15 protein-coding genes are annotated in these 19,014 nt (G+C 37.0%); 6 read left to right on the top strand and 9 right to left on the bottom strand.

Features of this window, described 5'->3' with window-relative positions:
• Positions 1–11 precede the first annotated feature (11 nt).
• The 8 genes from lepA to FORMB_RS06085 form a co-directional block, all read right to left on the bottom strand.
• The gene (lepA, locus tag FORMB_RS06050) at positions 12–1,808 is read right to left on the bottom strand and encodes a translation elongation factor 4 (RefSeq protein WP_069676600.1); all 1,797 of its coding nucleotides are present in this window, start codon (positions 1,806–1,808) and stop codon (positions 12–14) included.
• Positions 1,809–1,879: 71 nt separating this feature from the next.
• A complete protein-coding gene (gltX, locus tag FORMB_RS06055; protein WP_069676601.1) occupies positions 1,880–3,397 on the bottom strand; it encodes a glutamate--tRNA ligase in 1,518 nt (505 codons plus the stop codon).
• Between the two features lie 531 nt (positions 3,398–3,928).
• Positions 3,929–4,912, bottom strand: coding sequence for a nucleotidyl transferase AbiEii/AbiGii toxin family protein (locus FORMB_RS06060; RefSeq protein WP_069676602.1), 984 nt, complete (start codon positions 4,910–4,912; stop codon positions 3,929–3,931).
• Entirely contained in the window at positions 4,909–5,640 is a 732-nt protein-coding gene (locus tag FORMB_RS06065; RefSeq protein WP_069676603.1) for a DUF6088 family protein, read from the bottom strand. The genes FORMB_RS06060 and FORMB_RS06065 overlap by 4 nt, the downstream gene beginning before the upstream one ends.
• A gap of 62 nt (positions 5,641–5,702) precedes the next feature.
• On the bottom strand, positions 5,703–6,194 hold the full coding sequence (locus tag FORMB_RS06070; RefSeq protein WP_157498081.1) for a condensin complex protein MksE: 492 nt from the start codon (positions 6,192–6,194) through the stop codon (positions 5,703–5,705).
• Positions 6,195–6,213: 19 nt separating this feature from the next.
• Positions 6,214–6,354: a hypothetical protein gene (locus FORMB_RS12985; protein WP_157498082.1), complete on the bottom strand. Its 141-nt coding sequence runs from the start codon at positions 6,352–6,354 to the stop codon at positions 6,214–6,216.
• Positions 6,355–6,541: 187 nt separating this feature from the next.
• Entirely contained in the window at positions 6,542–7,273 is a 732-nt protein-coding gene (locus FORMB_RS06075; protein WP_083243918.1) for a T9SS type A sorting domain-containing protein, read from the bottom strand.
• Between the two features lie 409 nt (positions 7,274–7,682).
• Complete coding sequence (locus tag FORMB_RS06085) at positions 7,683–8,690, bottom strand: DUF4421 family protein (RefSeq protein WP_069676607.1); 1,008 nt, start codon at positions 8,688–8,690, stop codon at positions 7,683–7,685.
• A gap of 395 nt (positions 8,691–9,085) precedes the next feature.
• Here FORMB_RS06085 and FORMB_RS06090 point away from each other — a divergent pair, with 395 nt between their 5' ends.
• The 5 genes from FORMB_RS06090 (at position 9,086) to FORMB_RS06110 (ending at position 16,489) form a co-directional block, all read left to right on the top strand.
• A complete protein-coding gene (locus FORMB_RS06090) occupies positions 9,086–12,520 on the top strand; it encodes a DUF4175 family protein (protein ID WP_069676608.1) in 3,435 nt (1,144 codons plus the stop codon).
• On the top strand, positions 12,513–12,926 hold the full coding sequence (ybeY, locus tag FORMB_RS06095; RefSeq protein WP_069676609.1) for an rRNA maturation RNase YbeY: 414 nt from the start codon (positions 12,513–12,515) through the stop codon (positions 12,924–12,926). The genes FORMB_RS06090 and ybeY overlap by 8 nt, the downstream gene beginning before the upstream one ends.
• 67 nt (positions 12,927–12,993) lie before the next feature.
• Positions 12,994–14,865, top strand: a complete 1,872-nt coding sequence (gene mnmG, locus FORMB_RS06100; protein WP_069676610.1) for a tRNA uridine-5-carboxymethylaminomethyl(34) synthesis enzyme MnmG — start codon at positions 12,994–12,996, stop codon at positions 14,863–14,865.
• A gap of 30 nt (positions 14,866–14,895) precedes the next feature.
• Complete coding sequence (locus tag FORMB_RS06105) at positions 14,896–15,750, top strand: class I SAM-dependent methyltransferase (protein WP_069676611.1); 855 nt, start codon at positions 14,896–14,898, stop codon at positions 15,748–15,750.
• 226 nt (positions 15,751–15,976) lie between these two features.
• Positions 15,977–16,489, top strand: a complete 513-nt coding sequence (locus FORMB_RS06110) for an OmpH family outer membrane protein (RefSeq protein ID WP_069676612.1) — start codon at positions 15,977–15,979, stop codon at positions 16,487–16,489.
• Here the strand turns inward: FORMB_RS06110 and FORMB_RS06115 are convergent.
• Positions 16,486–17,613, bottom strand: a complete 1,128-nt coding sequence (locus FORMB_RS06115; protein WP_069676613.1) for a DNA polymerase III subunit — start codon at positions 17,611–17,613, stop codon at positions 16,486–16,488. The two genes, FORMB_RS06110 and FORMB_RS06115, sit on opposite strands and share 4 nt — an antisense overlap.
• Positions 17,614–17,802: 189 nt before the next feature.
• On the opposite strand from FORMB_RS06115, the gene FORMB_RS06120 reads away from it, so the two are divergent.
• A complete protein-coding gene (locus FORMB_RS06120) occupies positions 17,803–18,990 on the top strand; it encodes a phosphoglycerate kinase (protein WP_069676614.1) in 1,188 nt (395 codons plus the stop codon).
• Positions 18,991–19,014 lie beyond the last annotated feature (24 nt).

Here is a 19,014-nt window from a genome sequence, read left to right on the forward strand (position 1 = left end):
TGAAAATGAGATTAATCGTTGAGCTTCAAAACAGCCATAAATGCCTCTTGCGGAATTTCTACATTTCCAACTTGTCGCATTCGTTTTTTACCCTTTTTCTGATTTTCTAAAAGTTTTCGTTTTCTCGAAATATCTCCTCCATAACACTTGGCGGTCACATCTTTTCGTACCGCTTTAACGGTTTCTCTCGAAATGATTTTTGCACCAATTGCGGCCTGAATAGGAATGTCAAATTGTTGCCTTGGAATGAGTTCCTTTAGTTTGGCACACATTTTTTTACCAATGTTTACCGAGTTATCGATGTGAATTAATGCAGAAAGTGCATCTACCGTTTGACCGTTAAGCAACACATCGACTCTTACTAATTTTGAAACTCGCATCCCAATTGGTGAATAATCGAACGAGGCATAGCCTTTAGAAACGGTTTTCAATCGGTCATAAAAGTCAAATACAATTTCAGCCAAAGGCATATCAAATGTTAATTCTACACGCTCGGGCGTCAAATAGGTTTGACTTGTAATTTGCCCCCGTTTTTCGATACACAAGGACATGACGTTTCCAACAAAATCAGATTTTGTAATGATGGACGCTTTAATGTAAGGCTCTTCCACACGGTCCAATCCAGAAGGATCAGGCAAATCGGTTGGGTTGTTAAGTATCACAACGGTATCGGGGTCTTTACGCGTAAAAGCGTGGTAAGACACATTGGGAACGGTTGTAATGACCGTCATATTAAATTCGCGCTCTAAACGTTCTTGTATGATTTCTAAGTGCAGCATTCCTAAAAACCCACATCGAAATCCAAAGCCTAAAGCCGCAGAACTTTCTGCTTGAAAGACTAAAGAGGCATCATTCAATTGGAGTTTTTCCATGGAAGCGCGCAGCTCTTCATATTCTTCAGTATCTACAGGATAGAGTCCTGCAAAAACCATTGGTTTTACATCTTCAAACCCTTCAACGGCTTCGGTTGTTGGGAAGTTGGCATCTGTAATGGTGTCTCCTACTTTGACATCGCGAGCATCTTTTATCCCCGTAATTAAGTAGCCAACATCGCCTGTTTTTATTTCTTTTTTAGGGGTTTGCGTCAGGTTGAGCGTACCAACCTCATCTGCACCATATACTTTTCCAGTCGCAATAAACTTTACCTGTTGGTTTTTTTTAATGCTTCCGTTTTTGATTTTAAAATAGGTTTCAACGCCTCTAAAAGAGTTGTAAACAGAATCAAAAACAAGCGCTTGTAGCGGTGCTTCTGGATCTCCTTTTGGAGGAGGTATATTTTCTATAATTGCGGTTAGAATCGCCTCAATACCAATACCTGTTTTTGCACTTGCAGGAATTACATCGGCTGCATCACAACCGAGTAAATCAACGATATCATCGGTGACTTCTTCTGGATTTGCGCTTGGTAAATCGACTTTATTTAAAACGGGAATAATTTCTAAATCATTCTCGAGTGCTAAATATAAATTTGAAATGGTTTGTGCTTGAATGCTTTGTGCAGCATCTACAATCAATAGTGCGCCTTCACAGGCGGCGATGGACCGAGAGACCTCGTAACTAAAATCGACATGACCGGGGGTGTCAATTAAGTTTAAAACATACTCTTGCCCTTTATAGGTGTAATCCATTTGAATCGCATGCGATTTGATGGTAATACCACGCTCGCGCTCCAAATCCATACTGTCGAGTAATTGGCTTTGTTTTTCACGCTCTGTTACGGCGCCCGTAAAATCCAATAAGCGATCTGCCAAAGTACTTTTACCGTGGTCAATGTGTGCGATGATACAAAAGTTTCTTATATACTTCATTTACTCTATTTCAGGATGCGTTGTATGCGAAGGCAAAAGTAATCAAATTTCTTACACAACATTTAGATTAATTAGTGACGGTCGATCAGTGTTTGAATCCGTTTGATTGTTTCGGTTTTCCCAATGAGATATACGATGTCAAATACGTCTGCTCCTTCCAATGCACCAACAAGTGCGACTCTTAGCGGCATCATGATTTTTCCAAAGCCTATTTCGTTTTGAGTAATCCATCCTTTTACAGTGGTTTGAAGCGTTTCAACAGTACTGTCGTCGGCGGTTTCAAGTACTACAATTAATTGTTGCATCAGGTCTTTGGAATGTTCTTTCCACGCTTTTTTAAGGGCTGCTTCTGCGTAATTTTCGGGTGCTTTAAAAAAGTAATGACTTAGTCCCCAAAATTCTGAAGGAAAGGTTGCCCGTTCTTTGATGTGCGCTACCACAAGCTCTACATAGCCAAGGTCCATCGCTGCAATTTCTGACGTGGTGTTTACAAAGGCTGTTGCCAAGTCTTCATTTTCTGCCTTTTGCATGTATTGGTGGTTGAACCATTTTGTTTTGTCTGGGTCAAATCGTGCGCCTGCTTTATGAACGTTTTTCAAATCAAACGCTTTTACAAGTTCTTCTAAGCTAAAAATCTCTTGTTCCGTGCCGGGGTTCCAGCCTAAGAATGCCAAGAAATTGATGACGGCTTCCGAAAAGTAACCACTTTCTTTATAGCCTTTTGAGACGCTATTGGTTGAGGGGTCTTCCCAGTTCAATGGAAATACCGGAAAACCGAGTTTATCACCGTCGCGTTTGCTCAGTTTTCCTTTTCCTGTTGGTTTTAAGATTAGGGGTAAGTGTGCAAATTCAGGGGCTTTCCATCCAAATGCGTTGTAAAGCAATTGGTGCAATGCCAAGGAGGGTAACCACTCTTCTCCACGAATGACGTGTGTTATTTTCATTAAATAATCGTCCACCACATTGGCAAGGTGGTAGGTAGGCATGCCGTCCGATTTGAACAATACCTTATCATCCAGTGTGTTGGTGTCAATTTTTATGTCGCCTCTGATGAGGTCTGTAAGCGCAAGCGTTTCATCTTGTGGGGCTAAAAAACGTACCACATAGGCATCGCCATTTGCTATTTTAACATCTACCTCTTCTTTGGATAAGACCAAAGAATTAACCAGTCGACCTCGGGTTCTGTTGTGCCAATTGTAAATGAAAGTTTTGCCTTTTGCCTCGTGATTTTTACGCTCTCCGTCTAGGGCTTCCGCCGTGTCAAAGGCATAATAAGCCTTGTTGGTTTCGATCAGTAAATCCACATATTGTTTGTACAGATGCTTGCGTTCACTTTGTCGGTACGGGCCAAAACCGCCGTCTTTTCCGGGGCCTTCATCAAACGGAATGTTGCACCAGTCCAGTGCGTTTACCATATAGTCTTCGGCGCCATCCACATAACGTTTTTGGTCGGTATCTTCGACACGCAGCACAAAAGTACCTCCGTGTTTTTTGGCGAATAAATAATTAAATAGAGCGGTTCGCACACCTCCAATATGGAGTGGCCCTGTGGGGCTTGGTGCAAATCGTACGCGAATGGAAGTGTTCATGGTCTTGTATTAGTGCCACAAAGATAGAATTGCTGAAGGCATTCCCCAAAGAAATAGGTGGTGTTTTTGATTCGGTTGTTTTAGGGATAATTAATCATAGTCAACCATTTTAATATCGAGTCATCTGAGATGAGTCGAAATAGTTGTAGAACTAACTTGATTAAATTCCATTATTTTCCCCCAAGTTCCATGATTATTTCTGTAAAGAGATGTAAAACCATTTCCATAGCAACGTTTCATTTTAAAGATAGAAACTAAAGCATATTTTTTGTTTTTCCACAATTTTTTTTTGTTCTAAAGCCATTTAATTTTTACAATTATCCTCACTCAACTTGCCGATTTCCCCATAGCCAGCAACCGGGTTAGTCAACATAGTATTCATGTTTGAGCTATCGCCAACACGAATACTTAGTTATTACCTGTCTGGCTTTTCTTTCCACAAACAGGCTAGCGTTGGCGAAGACATACTCTTTTACAGTTTTGGCGTTGAGCTGGCTGTAGCGACTGTAAATGTGTATGGCTTTGCGTTGGCTATTCTTCCGTTTCTATATTCCACTTAATTTTTTTTAATCTTTCAGCTACTACTTTTAACGTTTTCATTATTTTATTCTCCGACGGAAATTCGCCAAAAACTAATTCCTTAAAACTGGTTTCATAAGTGTCTTTGACTTGATTCCAAGTATTTTCAGTTTCTGAAAACAGTATTGTGTTTATTGGATGGTTTGATAACCAACTATTATTGTTTTTAAAACTTATCACATCATCTTTTGCGACCTTTAAAAGCATTACATCAAATTCTTTTGAATTGAAAAAGGATTTAAGTTCATCGTCTTTTAACATCATATGAATATCGTATGTGTGTCTAATCTTATTGCTCAAATCAGTTATTGGTTGTTCTGTTTGAGAAAAACGAACCAAACTCATCAGCTTTTCACATAGCGTTCTTTCAGTTCTTAATACTAAAACATCAAAAGGATTCATTTCGTATTGATTAATTATATCTTGTTGGTTAGCCTTCAACATCATTTCATAAATGTAAGACGATATTGTTCCTGTAGTGTATGGCTCAAAATGCCCAAGCCAAGTAGATTCTACAATAATATTGTCTCTTACTTGTCCAAAATCTCCATTAAAACTCTTTTCATAACTGTGAGCAGTTTTACGTATCATTCCCATTTTGTGAGTTATTCCTTCAACTTCTATCTCAGGAATTACTTTCGTAACGCATTTTGAAATTTTTTTAATTTTAGATTTAAGTTGATTGTTTGTCTCTCCATCTTTTCTTAAAACTACTAAATCAATATCTTCTGAAAATCGGTCAATTAGCTGATTACATTTAGATAGGGCAGTACCTCCTTTAAAAACAGTTTCTTTTCCAATCTCACTGTTGAAAATAGCGTGTAAAGCAATTGTTACCCAATAATCTTTTTCAATATAGATTTCTGGAATTCCCTTTTGTTGAGAAGTCGCAGTTATCGCATCTTGGAATAGTTCTTTATTTTCGTGTAGCTTCATATAATATTCCAATTGGTTATAGTTGGTAGTATTTTTTTATCAATTCCGTAATTATATTCGGAAAGTGGATTAAGACTCTTTATTAATGTTTTTAATTCAGAGTCAATAAAAAAGTTTATTTGTTCTAATAAAGCACCTAAAAAAGCCCTCACTCTGGGTGGATAAGATAAAGCATAGTCAATGAGTTGTTTTATCTCTTTTGTGTTCAGTTTTTTTAGTTGATTCGAAATAATTTTGATTCCTGAATTCTTGTCTAAATCTGGTATTTTTTTAAAATCTTTGAGAGCATCTAAAGTTTCTAGCAGAGAGAAATTTTTATCTGTAACATCTACATAACTTTTTACTGGATTTCCTTTAATATTTCCAACTGATACTGTTATTCGTTTGTCTCTACTTGCAATTTTTATATTTCTTGGTACTTGAGTTGTTAAACCCATTCGGTTGTATAAAGAAACACCTGTTATGTAAGCAATTCTTTTGTTGTTTTGGAATAAATAGGGTTTCAATAACTCTTCTTCATTGGGTTTTAACTCTCCAAAAATGGTTTGTTTAGGTTTATAAAAAACTCCTGTAGAAACTCTTTTGATAATTCCTTTTTCAATTAAACGTTCAATTGCTTTCGCAGCTGCACTATATTCGTTTGATTCAATAGAAAGTTGTTGGTACTTGAAAGTAGTACCTTCTTTTAACGTTTTAATTTTATTTTCTATTTTTTGAGCTACTTTCATTGTGAAACAAAAGTACAATATTTTAGTTATTTATCAAGTAAACGAAGCATAATACTTGACATTTAGTTCGATTGCTCTTGGTTCGGTTCAGATTTTATTAATTCTCGTGCAAAGTCGATGAATAATTTATATGCTTTGGTAAAAGAATATTTATCGTCTGGATGTTTAATCGCAATGTTCCTTTTCACCATAGTAGAACCAACTAACCTTTTAATACTATCAGCATCATTTAATTGTTTATTTGATTTTACAATATCAGACCAAGTACTGTTTTTTATGTATTCTATTATTTCTTCAATATGAAAGTCCGAAAATCCCAATTCATCCATAAAATTCTTTCCGTCTTTGTCTAGTTCGTAGCAAAATATTGAGAAAAAGATACTTATGTCACGAGAAGTGTTTTCGTTTGTTTCTTCGGAAATTAGGTAATAAAATTCTTGTGTGTTTTTTAATTCGAAACCAAAAGACTTCTCGAAAAACTCAATATAAAAATCTTGATATTCCTTTATAATATCGAAGTAAGAATCATCAATTGTTATAAATCTTCCATCCATTAAAGATGTAACTTTATGTTTATTTGGATACATTTTCTTTTTTAGTGATTTTTAGTTTTGGCATTATCAACTCTCCTTGTTCTGTTTTAAAAGAAATATTTCGGTTCTCTTTGTCTTGCAGAACTTCATAATCTACTTCAAAGATTAAACTTGTAACCATAAAATAGTTGTCAAAATCGAATTTCTTGTTTTCGTTTTCTAATGATGTTTTGCACCAAGTAAAAAAGTCATCAACAGGAAGTTTTAAGTTTAGTTGAGATTTGTATTCACTTTTATTGAAAATCCATTGCTCTACAATATCAGTTTCTTCTTCAATAAATACATCTTCTTCATTATTTCTTTACTTTTCACTTCTTTATAAATTTTTTCATTTCAATCCGTCCTAGCTTATCTTCAAACAAAATAAAATACAGCCCCTTTGACAGTTTTTCTACATTAAAAGATTCCGTTTTTAAATTTGAACGGTTTAATGATAAAACCCGTTTCCCATTTATATTAAAAATAGCGATACTAAAGTTGCTTAATCCTGCTATTTCGGAAATAAACAATTCATCTAATACAGGGTTCGGAGACACAGAAAACCTGTTTACTGAATACTCATGTGTGGATAATACCACACTCCCATAAACCGTTTTATCTCCAGAGGAATTGCTAACGGTTAAAGTCTTGCTACCATCACTATTACTTAAAATAGAATACTCAAAAGGGTTGTTTACATTGTTGAAGTAGTAGTTGAAATACAGGGATTCATAATTAGCATTTGATGTTTGATAACACCCCCCTCCTAGGGTTTGAGCTAAACTAGTAAACATAAAATTTTGATTCACATCATCGTAATCAACTTCACCACCTAAGCTTTCGCATACCCAACTTGAAAAATAGTTATAGTTGTTCGTGTTTAAATTGTTCGTGTTTAAAGTTAAAGAAATAGACATTACTTCACTATTAATTGGAGGTACATTATTTTGGGTATTAATGTTTAGGTTGTGTAAATACCAAGTGTTTTGAAACAATTGTGAATCTTGCGCTAAGCAACTTAGCGACATTCCGAGGAAAAGAATTAGGATGGTATTTTTCATTTTAAATATATTTAAAGTGATACGGATATATCATCTTAATGATGTGTTTATTTCTTCTCTGCTATTAACCACATTGCTCGCGCTCCCACTTTTATATCAATGGGCTCCTCTCAGTAAATAATATCTAAAACTTCGGTTAAGTTGCTTCTTGAAGATTTAGACTTGGGGTCGAAATCAAGGATAAACTTACTAAAAAAATTGAAAGCTTCCAAAAAATTAAAAATTTTAACAGTTGGAGTGAGATTGCTTAAAAATAGAATGTAGCAACAGGCGATATTGTCTATTTCAATAGACATCTAAAAAATAAAGAACAAAATAAGCTTAATTGTGAAATTATGCCTAGAAAATTATTGCACAAAATTTATCAAGAAAAGAGTTGTTTTTAGCTCAGTTCTTTGCTGGTATTATTTTATAGACCAATTCTTTTATTTATCTTTTTAAAAATTTTTTCAACTTTTTTTGGAGCATTAAATCTATACCCAAAATAAATTTTAATAAAAAACAGATCATTCGTAATATTGGTCATGCTATCTTCATTGTACCAAGTGGTTTCAAATTTAAGATTGGCTCCATAAATATACTTTCTAGAGCTATAGCCAATTTGTAACCCTCCGTCAAAAGATAAAGGCCAGTACACATTATTGTCGATAAAATCTGTTTCGTTTTCTCCACTCTTTGAAAACCGAATACCAAAAGAAGGTGATGCATATAATGAAACAAACCAATTTTTGTGAATTACTGCAGTATAATAGTATTCAGGAGCAATACCAATATCAAAACTATTTTCAAAGAATTTAGTACCCCCTGTAGTCCCAGATAAATGAGTATACCCATAACGCAAAGTCGGAATAAAACTCCCAGCACTTTTTCGTTGCCACTCTGTGTTGTACGCTACATTCCTTAATGAAAAGTTTGGATTTAAAACGTAAGAGGTAGAGCCGCCCCAAAAAATAGTTTTAAGATCGGGAAATTGAATATACAAATCTTGTCCATCAATCCAGTTTGAAATAAAATCATTTGTGTTTTCAACATAAAAGCTTTGTACTTTTTTATATTTAATTCCTTGAGTCCAGTTTCCAAGAAAAAAACGAAAACTATAGTCTTTATAAGTTGATTTACCTTTTAAATTATTGTCATTGTTTCCTGGGAGAAATTCTGGAGAAAACCCAATGCTCGCACCAATAAATTCATAATCTAGTGATAATACCAGTCTAAATTGATTATTTGCAGAAAGGCGAAAGTTTGAATCATTTTCTGATTGAATAGAATATGAGTCGGTTTGCGTATCGATATTTGCTTTTATAATAATTTTATCTGTGAAGGACAGTATAGACGTAGAATCTGTATTCCCTTTATTTTGACTTACAGCATTTGAAATGTTCAAAAGAAGGATTATTAAAAAGCTTATTTTATTCATTTGATATTCAGTTTAAAATTAATGTCAACGTGTTATATGGAGATTAAACCTCCTGTTTATAAGTTCTTATTTCTGGATAATATGTTATTATTATCCAAAACATCAGTTAGCACACCTGAATCTTTACACCTGTGCACACTGATAATTCACACTAAAATAATATCTTAAACTTCGGTTAAGCTGCTTATGAAGATTTAGATTTGGGTCAAAATCATGGTTAAACTTATAAAAAAACTCAGTTGTATCCAAAAATAAATGTGGTTTTAACAGTTTTTCATTCCTCGTTATTGGCTTAGTTTCGCTTCTCGCCCATCGCTATTTACACACATATTCAAAAAAGTGCCTCCCTATATGGATTATTATTGTAATTTTATTCTCTCAAAACTTATCATCAATTGGACGGTTTTCACAACATAGAACAAAAACTAGAGCATTTCATAAGACGTTATTATTTAAGCGCCTTATTGAAAGGTCTTCTGTTGTTTTTCGCTATTGGATTGCTCTATGTACTGCTACTGTTGAGTATTGAGCATTTTTTCTGGCTGGGTTCTTCCGGTCGCTTGTTTTTATTTTACTGCGTTTTAGGTTTTGAAGCCCTTCTTTTTTATGGGTTTATTTTCATCCCCTTAGCAAAATATTTTAAGATCCAAAAAGGCATTGATCTTGAAACCGCCTCCAAGATTGTCGGCGATCATTTCCCAGAAGTGAAAGACAAGCTTTTAAATGTCCTTCAACTCAACCAACAATCCGAACACACCGAGTTTCTATTAGCAAGCATCGAACAAAAATCGAACAACCTAAGCTTAGTCCCTTTTAAAAGTGCGGTCAGTTTTAAGGAAAACCTTAAATATATTAGGTACGCTTTACTCCCCATTCTTATTGTATTTCTGTTTATTCTTTTTGGGAAACAAGCCGTGTTCACAGACAGCCTCAAACGCGTTGTCAATTATAATACCGCCTATGCACCTCCCGCTCCTTTTGAGTTTTTTATAATGAATACCAATCTGGAGGCTATCGAAAACACCTCTTTTACGTTGGTTGCTAAAACCGTTGGAAAGTTCGTTCCAGAATCCGTTCAGATTGTTTATAACGATGAGGTTTATATATTAAATCAAACCGAATTGGGCGTTTTTGAATATGAGTTTTCACATCCCAATTCCCCTATTGATTTTAAATTAGTCACTACTGAGGTGGTTTCCAAGCCCTACCGTTTAGAGGTGTTGCCCATTCCTGTTTTGCTCAGTTTTGACATGTATTTAGACTATCCAACATATACAGGAAAATCAGATGAAAAAATTGCCAACAACGGAAATGCCACCATCCCAGAAGGCACAAAGTTGAAATGGGAGTTGCGTACCAAGTCCACTGATACCGTTTCCTTTTCTTATAAAAATACAATCGCTTTTTTTGACCATAACGATCAAAAATTTCAATTCAGTAAACAAGTTTTTGAATCTTTGAATTATACAATTCAAACAAGCAACTCCAAGCTTAAAAACTACGAAAATCTTGCCTTTTCATTACAAACCATCACAGACCAGTCGCCAGCTATTAAGGTGGAAATGAAACAAGATTCTACCTACCAAGCTTCTCTTTATTTTTATGGTCAAATCTCCGACGATTATGGAATTAAAGATTTGAAACTCTATTATTATCCAGTGGCAGATGCGTCTAACATCAACGAACTAAGCTTGCCGTCCAACACCACTACCTTTCAGGAGTTCACACATGCGTTTCCTTCTGGCTTAGAATTGATGGATGACACTCCCTACGCGCTTTACTTTGAGGTTTCCGACAACGACCCCTTCCACAAAACCAAAACCACTAGAAGCCGTGTTTTTAATTACAATTCTAAAAGTGAAAACACCATTCAAGAAATTCAACTTGAGGAACAAAGCGAATTGACCACTGCTTTTCAAAAGGCATTGAACACCCTGTCCGAACAAGACAAAAATTTGAATGAAATATCTCAAAATCAAAAAGAAAAGGAACAGCTTAATTTTAGCGATCAACAAAAATTAAAATCTTTTTTAGAGCGACAACAGGCCCAAGACAAGATGTTGAAGGAGTTCAATAAAAAAATGCAGGACAATCTAAATCAGTTTGAAAAATCAAAAGAGGAAGATCCGTTTAAAGAACAACTTGAAAAACGATTGGAAGCACAGCAAGAAGCGCTCGAAAAGGATGAGAAATTATTAGAAGAGCTAAAGAAAATCACCGATAAAATTAACAAAGAAGAACTCGCCGATAAACTGGAAAAAATGGCGAAGAAGAACAAAAACAAACAACTCAGTTTAGAGCAGTTGTTAGAGCTTACAAAACGCTATTATGTAACCAAAAAATCCGAACAGCTTTTAGATAATTTGAATGAATTATCTAAAGAGCAGATGCAGTTGGCGGAGGAATCCGAAGAACAAAACACCAAAGAAGCCCAAGAAAAATTAAATGAAGAATTCAAGGAGCTTACAAAAGAACTAGACGATTTAAGAAAAGATAACGACGCTCTTGCAAAACCTCTTGAATTGCCAGACGACCCAAATCTTGAAGAATCGATTGAAAAAGATCAGGAAAACGCAAGTGATGAGTTAGGCGAAAAAGAACAATCTCCCGACCCTCAGGAGCAAAAAGAGAAACTAAACAAGGCTCAAAAAAGTCAAAAGAAGGCTGCTCAGAAAATGCAGCAAATGAGTCAAAAAATGGCACAGCAAATGAGCAGCGGTGGCGGTCAGCAAATGAGTGAAGACATTGACTTGCTGCGTCAAATTCTGGATAATTTGCTTCTCTTTTCTTTTGATCAAGAATTGCTCATGAAGCGTTTTCAGGAATCCACCACAAACACCACCGGGCACGCCAAGCGTCTTGTGAGGCAAAGTAATTTGCGCGAACACTTTGAGCATGTCGATGACAGTTTGTTTTCGCTATCCTTACGCCAGCCCATGATTTCGGAATCTATCAACAAAGAAATAACAGAAGTCTTTTTTAATATTGATAAAAGTCTCGAACTCCTCTCCGAAAACAGTTTTAGAGAAGCCATTGGTGCGCAACAATTTGCCATTACAGCCACCAACAAATTAGCGGATATGCTCAGCAACACACTGGACAATATGGAAATGCAGATGCAGATGTCTCCTGGACAAGGCGAGGGCGAAATGCAACTGCCAGACATTATCATGAGTCAAGAGGCACTCAGTAAGAAAATGGAAAAAGAGCTTGGTAAAAAGGGTGAAAAATCTGAGGGCGAACAAGAAGGTTCTGAAAAAGGAGATGGGGAGCCAAAGAAGGAAGGTGAGGGTTCCAAAAAAGGAGAGCAAGGCCAAGAGGGCCAAGAAGGTGGAGAAGGAAAAGAAGGCCAAAACGGCAAACAAGGTCAGCAAGGACAACAGGGAAATCAAGGTGGTGAAGGCGAAGGCTCAGAAGGGGACAATGGCGAATTGTTCGAGATCTTTAAAAAACAACAAGAGTTGCGGAATGCTTTACAAGATTTATTAGACAAAAATGGCATTGGAGACAACGGTCAAAAGCTGCTTGATTCTATGGAAAAAATCGAACAAAACCTTATTAATCAAGGTCTTACAGAAAAATCTTTACAAGCAATGCAAAACCTTAAGCATCAGCTCTTAAAACTAGAAAAGGCCGTACAACAGCAGGGCGAAGACACCAAGCGCGTTTCCAACACCAGCAAAGCGGAGCGGTCACAACCGCCAATTCCTAGCGCGGAAACGATCAAACAATATTTTAATACGACTGAGATATTGAACCGACAAAGCCTACCTTTACGTCAAGAATTTAAGCAAAAAGTTCAAGAATATTTTAAGATAAAAAATGATTAGTTTTAGCTCAGAAGTCCCCTTCGAAATTTCCAATGCTGACACTACAGCCTCATGGCTCGGTGCCATTATTTCCCAAGAAGATTATAACGAGGGCGAGGTTTCCATTGTGTTTTGTGATGATGAATTTCTACACAAACTTAATGTTGAATTCTTAGATCATGACACCCTAACCGATGTGATTAGTTTCGATTACTCTATGGGGAAAGAAATTCATGGAGAAATATTTATTTCTATTGAACGCGTAAAAGAAAACGCCAACGAATTCAATCAAAGTTTCGATACGGAACTAGCGAGAGTCATGGCGCATGGCATTCTGCACTACTGTGGTTATAAAGACAAATCTGAATCAGAAGCCGCCGCTATGCGATCTAAAGAAGAGTTCTATCTTCAACAACGTGCCGATTAATTTTCTAAAGCCTTATATTTGCAGCTGCAAATGATTTGTTCCACGTGGAACATTAAAAATGTAACCAATGTTTGATAAAATTTACGATGTAATTGTAGTTGGTGGAGGACACGCCGGAAGTGAGGCAGCAGCAGCAGCTGCCAACATGGGGAGCAGTACTTTGCTAGTTACAATGAACCTTCAAAACATAGCGCAAATGTCATGCAACCCAGCAATGGGCGGTATTGCCAAAGGGCAAATCGTTCGTGAGATTGACGCCCTTGGAGGCTACAGTGGAATCGTAAGTGACACCTCTGCGATCCAATTCAAAATGCTCAACAAGTCTAAAGGCCCTGCCATGTGGAGTCCACGTGTGCAGAGTGACCGAATGCGGTTTGCAGAAGATTGGAGACTGCTATTGGAGCAAACCAAAAACCTAGATTTTTATCAAGAAATGGTCACAGGACTTGTGATTAAAGGTGATGAAGTCACAGGCGTAAAAACGTCCTTAGGATTAGAGATTCGAGCCAAGACGGTTGTGCTTACCAACGGTACGTTTTTAAATGGATTAATACACATTGGCAATAAGAATTTTGGTGGTGGTCGTGCTGGAGAGAAAGCAGCCACAGGCATCACAGAGCAACTCGTTGATTTAGGGTTTGAATCCGGTCGAATGAAAACAGGAACTCCGCCTAGAGTGGATGGGCGTTCTTTAGATTTTTCTAAAATGATCGAACAACCGGGCGATGCAGTACCAGAAAAATTCTCCTATTCAGATATCACCAAGCCGCTCACAACACAGCGTCCTTGCCACATGTCTTATACAAGTTTAGAAGTTCATAATTTATTAAGAGAAGGCTTTGACCGATCGCCCATGTTTAATGGTCGCATCCAAAGTTTAGGGCCGCGTTATTGTCCCTCTATTGAAGATAAAATAAATCGTTTTGCGGACAAGGACCGTCACCAGATTTTTGTAGAACCTGAGGGTTGGAATACCGTTGAGTATTATATCAATGGCTTTTCAACCTCTTTGCCCGAAGACGTTCAGTTTAAGGCGTTGAGTGCCGTGAAAGGATTTGAAAACGTTAAGTTTTTCAGACCGGGATATGCGATTGAATACGACTACTTCCCTCCTACGCAACTGACACACTCTTTAGAAACCAAGCTCGTTAAAGGCTTGTATTTTGCAGGACAAATTAATGGAACTACAGGCTATGAAGAAGCAGCCTCTCAAGGGTTAATGGCAGGAATTAATGCCAGTTTAAAAGTACAAGAAAAAGAGCCATTTATACTCAAACGGAACGAAGCTTATATAGGAGTTTTGATTGATGATTTAATCACCAAAGGTACTGACGAGCCTTATCGAATGTTTACGTCACGTGCGGAATACCGCACGCTTTTAAGGCAAGATAACGCCGACATTCGTTTGACACCCAAAGGGTACGAATTGGGGATTGCGAGCGAAAAGCGCCTCAAGCGGATGGAAGAAAAGCTGTCCAAAGCCGAAGCTTTTGTTGGGTTCTTTAGAACACAAAGTGTGAAGCCTGAGGAAGCAAATCCAGTTTTAGAAAGTAAAGATTCCCAACCGATTCGCCAGTCTGATAAAATGTTTAAGATATTTTCCAGGCCTAATATAGGCATTGAAGATGTTCGTAAATTTGAGGCAGTCGAAGCCTATATACAATCCAATGATTTGGATAATGAAGTCATTGAACAAGCCGAAATACAGGTGAAGTATTCTGGGTATATAGCCAAAGAAAAACTGAATGCTGACAAACTCACACGTTTAGAATATGTCAAAATCCCTAGTGGTTATGACTACTCTCAAATCAAATCCATGAGTTATGAAGCACGTGAAAAACTAAAGAAAATACAACCCACAACGGTTGCTCAAGCGTCACGCATCAGCGGGGTGTCCCCTAATGATATTTCTGTGCTACTGGTGTATATGGGGCGTTAATTAATCTAATTGTTCCACGTGGAACGTGATATGGAAACACACAAGAGCCATCTAAAACTTAAAGACCATTCCTTAAGCGGAGACTCCTTTGAACTCCTTTATGACCCGTCTAGAGAGTTGCTTTATACGCACCCCAAACCATCAGAAGAGAAATTGTCAAGCTACTACCCTGACACGAATTATATCTCCCATACCAACCAGCGGAAATCTTTATTCGATCTTTTATACCATCTAGTTCGATCTGTTTCTGTTATAAGAAAATTCAGACTTTTAAAATCCTTTCAGCCAAAACAAGGCGCACTATTGGATGTAGGTGCCGGCACTGGGTTTTTCTTAAGAGCTGCTAAAAAAAGAGGTTGGACTGTTACCGGAATTGAACCCAACCCCTCGGCGCGAAACCTTGCAAATTCAAAAGCGCCCAATACTGTTTTTGACACCGAAACCTTGGGCACGCTCCCCGAAAGGTCGTTTGATGTGATTACCCTTTGGCATGTATTAGAACACCTTCCAAATTTAGAGGACGACCTAAAAACATTCCAGAAACTTCTAAAACCAAACGGTCGCATTGTGGTGGCAGTGCCAAATTTTAAAAGCTTTGACGCAGCTTACTTTAAAGACTTTTGGGCGGCTTATGATGTTCCAAGGCACCTATGGCATTTTTCCCAACAGTCGATCTCAAAAGTGTTTTCTAAGGTTCAAATGAAATTAGAATCGACTCACCCTTTAATGATGGACGCGTATTACGTTAGTTTGCTTTCCAATAAACTTAAAACAGGGTCTCATCGAATTTTAAATAGTTTGTGGGTTGGATTTCTTTCAAATTTAAAGGCAGCAAAGTCCGGAGAGTACTCCTCGCTTATTTATATCCTCAAAAACAAGAATTAGCGTTTTAAGACCTTTTAGAGGTTGTTTCACGTGAAACATCTAATGTGCCATTCGGCATTTATATTTCTTAATTTAAGAGGTGTTTAAAGAGGCTTAATAAAATAGTTTTTTACAATTACACTTAGTTAGATTGATAGTTTTTACTTATAATGCAACTCCGACACTTATTTTTACAATATTGCAATTACTTTTTTTACTTTTGCATCCACAAACAAATTAAACTGTCATGAAAAAAATAGCAATTGTATTTTTAACAATTATTACCCTTACAGCCTGCCAACAACAAAAAATTGGTTTTGTTGACAATGGAATTCTTATTAACGAGTACCAAGAGCGTGTAGATATTGAAGCAAAACTTCAAACTAAAATTGACGCTTTCAAAATGCGGACAGACAGTTTACGATCTGCTTTTGAATTGGAAATAAAAGAAGCAGAATTAAAAGCAAGAAAAATGTCACAATCTGACATTCAGAAACTTTCACAAGAACTTCAACAAAAAGAACAAGTCTTGTCTCAAAGAGTTCAATTTGAGCAACAGCAAATCGCCCAAGAAAGTCAAACACTCAATGACTCTATCATTAATAAGGTCAAAGATTTTGTTCAAACTTTTGGTAAATCAAACAGCTATAATTTCATCTTAGGAAGTAACGAAGCAGGAAGTGTTTTGTATGGTGAAGATGCCTCGGACCTAACACAAGAAATTTTAAAGGCATTAAACGAAAGCTACACGAAAGACTAAGCTTTTTTTAGGTGTAACAAACGCGTTAGCTTGATGGATAAATCGGTCAAAACAATCTTTGGATTGGCATTGCGTTCAATATGGTAGTTTGCCAATTCGATTTCTTTTGAAATTTCAATAATGTTGGAAGCGTCTATAAATGGCGCAAAGTTCTCCAATTTAAACGACTTATCATTTAACTTCATGAAAACCAAATCTTTAGCCCCGTAATTATAAAGGAGTGCTTGCCTAAAAAAGCGCAAACTATAGTCTAAAAATTGTTTTTGTATTTCGCGACCTGCCTTGGAAATTTCATCACTCCAAGCCATCAGACTGTTGATGGACTGCTTGTTACTTTTCGCTTGAAATGCCGTTCGCACCCACGCGATAAACCAAGCTTCAAACTGGAGATCTTCGGGTTCCTGACTTAATAAATCCAACGCTCTGCTATAGCTCCCCTCCGATTGATGAGCAATGTTTTGCGCCAAACCTGCTTCTGTACTATGAGCTGTAATAAGTGTGTTTTTTATCGTTTCTTCCGAAAGTGGATTTAAATGCACGACTTGACATCGCGATCGAATGGTATTAATCAGTTGCTCTTCATCTTCTGTCACCAGAATGATCACTGTTTTATCTGCCGGTTCTTCAATTAATTTGAGTAATTTATTGGCACACATGGAATTCATCTTTTCAGCCATCCACACAATCATTACTTTATAACCACCGTTAAACGCCTTCAAAGACATTTTTGACACCACATCATGTGCTTCTTCGACCCCAATATTTCCCTGTTTATTGCCCACACCAACCACATCATACCAATCGTTTATCGATCCATACGGATTTGTTTCTATAAAAGAACGCCACTCTGTAAGGTAATTAGATGAAATGGGTTTAGACTTCACCTTATCACTTGTGGTGACAGGATATACAAAATGGATGTTAGGATGTGTGAGTGGGCTCATCGCTCCAACTCCACCCTCTTGATGCTTCATTAAATAATCGGCATACGCAATCGCCATTGGGAGCGCACCGACTCCACGTTTTCCGACGTAAAGTTGTGCGTGTGGAATACGTCCAGAATTGACGCTCTGCGTTAAGTGTGTTTTTAAAAAAGATTGCCCTATAATATCCTCAAAAGTCATGAAACAAAGATAGCAGATTTAATTGAATCTCCTCATGAAATCGAGACGTCCTCTGAACTCAAAACAACAAACCTCAGCGAGATAAACTTTTCAAGGCTTCGCTACAACTTTCTTAAACGCTCCTTGCCATAGGCTAAAAGAAATTCTTACCTTTGAATTTTATAAATCAATCCATATTATCTCGAAGAAATGAAAACCATACAGAACGTAAATTTTAAAAATACAAAAGCATTAATACGTGTAGATTTTAATGTGCCTTTAAATGCGCAATTCGAAGTTACTGACAACACGAGAATTGTTTCAGCAAAACCAACCATTTTAAAGGTTTTGGAAGATGGCGGCAGCTGTATCTTAATGTCTCATTTGGGACGACCAAAAGCTCAAGAGTCGGAATTTTCATTGCGTCATATTGTAAGTACGCTTGAAACTGTTTTAGGTGTTCAAGTGCTGTTTTCAAGTGACTGTATTGGCGAAGAAGCACAAACCGCAGCAGACAATTTACAACCAGGTCAGGTTTTGTTGTTAGAAAACTTAAGGTACCATTCTGAAGAAACAAAAGGTGATCTTGGTTTTGCAGAGGCACTTTCTAAGTTAGGTGATTTTTATATCAATGATGCTTTTGGAACGGCGCACAGAGCTCATGCTTCAACGACCATTATCGCTCAATTTTTTCCAGTAAATAAATGTTTTGGAAGCTTGCTTGCTCAAGAAATTGAAAGTATTGACAAAGTAATGCAAACGGGAGAAAAGCCAGTATTGGCAATTTTGGGAGGTGCTAAAGTCTCTTCAAAAATTACAATTATAGATAATATTTTAGATAAAGTAGATCATTTAATTATTGGTGGTGGAATGACTTTTACGTTTGTAAAAGCACAAGGCGGCCATGTTGGAGATTCTATTTGTGAGGATGACAAAATGGAATTAGCACTTGAAATTCTTGAAAAAGCAAAAGTTAAAAATGTTCAAATTCACATTCCTGTGGATGTATTGGCAGCCAATGATTTTAGCAACGATGCAAACACACAAATTGTAGACGTGCGTGAGATTCCTAAAAACTGGCAAGGTTTAGATTGTGGTCCAAAATCAAAAGCAATCTTTCATGACGTGGTTCAGAAATGTAAAACGATTTTATGGAACGGGCCTTTAGGTGTTTTTGAGATGGAAACATTTTCTAGTGGAACGATCGCCTTAGGAGATTCTATTGCAGAAGCAACTAAAAACGGTGCTTTTTCACTTGTTGGTGGTGGCGATTCTGTGGCAGCCGTAAAGCAGTTTGGGTTTGAAAACAAAGTGAGCTATGTAAGTACTGGCGGTGGTGCCATGCTTGAAAGTTTAGAGGGAAAAACCCTTCCAGGGATTGCTGCTATTTCTGAATAATTAGCTGCTTGTGGTGTTGAATAG

This window comes from Formosa sp. Hel1_33_131 (assembly GCF_001735745.1).
Taxonomy (GTDB): domain Bacteria; phylum Bacteroidota; class Bacteroidia; order Flavobacteriales; family Flavobacteriaceae; genus Hel1-33-131.

What these genes read in the sequence shown, in the direction of transcription:
- lepA (WP_069676600.1), bottom strand. Translation starts at nt 1,808, where the DNA reads ATGAAGTATATAAGAAACTTTTGTATCATCGCACACATTGACCACGGT.
- gltX (WP_069676601.1), bottom strand. Translation starts at nt 3,397, where the DNA reads ATGAACACTTCCATTCGCGTACGATTTGCACCAAGCCCCACAGGGCCA.
- FORMB_RS06060 (WP_069676602.1), bottom strand. Translation starts at nt 4,912, where the DNA reads ATGAAGCTACACGAAAATAAAGAACTATTCCAAGATGCGATAACTGCG.
- FORMB_RS06065 (WP_069676603.1), bottom strand. Translation starts at nt 5,640, where the DNA reads ATGAAAGTAGCTCAAAAAATAGAAAATAAAATTAAAACGTTAAAAGAA.
- FORMB_RS06070 (WP_157498081.1), bottom strand. Translation starts at nt 6,194, where the DNA reads ATGGATGGAAGATTTATAACAATTGATGATTCTTACTTCGATATTATA.
- FORMB_RS12985 (WP_157498082.1), bottom strand. Translation starts at nt 6,354, where the DNA reads ATGGTTACAAGTTTAATCTTTGAAGTAGATTATGAAGTTCTGCAAGAC.
- FORMB_RS06075 (WP_083243918.1), bottom strand. Translation starts at nt 7,273, where the DNA reads ATGAAAAATACCATCCTAATTCTTTTCCTCGGAATGTCGCTAAGTTGC.
- FORMB_RS06085 (WP_069676607.1), bottom strand. Translation starts at nt 8,690, where the DNA reads ATGAATAAAATAAGCTTTTTAATAATCCTTCTTTTGAACATTTCAAAT.
- ybeY (WP_069676609.1), top strand. Translation starts at nt 12,513, where the DNA reads ATGATTAGTTTTAGCTCAGAAGTCCCCTTCGAAATTTCCAATGCTGAC.
- mnmG (WP_069676610.1), top strand. Translation starts at nt 12,994, where the DNA reads ATGTTTGATAAAATTTACGATGTAATTGTAGTTGGTGGAGGACACGCC.
- FORMB_RS06105 (WP_069676611.1), top strand. Translation starts at nt 14,896, where the DNA reads ATGGAAACACACAAGAGCCATCTAAAACTTAAAGACCATTCCTTAAGC.
- FORMB_RS06110 (WP_069676612.1), top strand. Translation starts at nt 15,977, where the DNA reads ATGAAAAAAATAGCAATTGTATTTTTAACAATTATTACCCTTACAGCC.
- FORMB_RS06115 (WP_069676613.1), bottom strand. Translation starts at nt 17,613, where the DNA reads ATGACTTTTGAGGATATTATAGGGCAATCTTTTTTAAAAACACACTTA.
- FORMB_RS06120 (WP_069676614.1), top strand. Translation starts at nt 17,803, where the DNA reads ATGAAAACCATACAGAACGTAAATTTTAAAAATACAAAAGCATTAATA.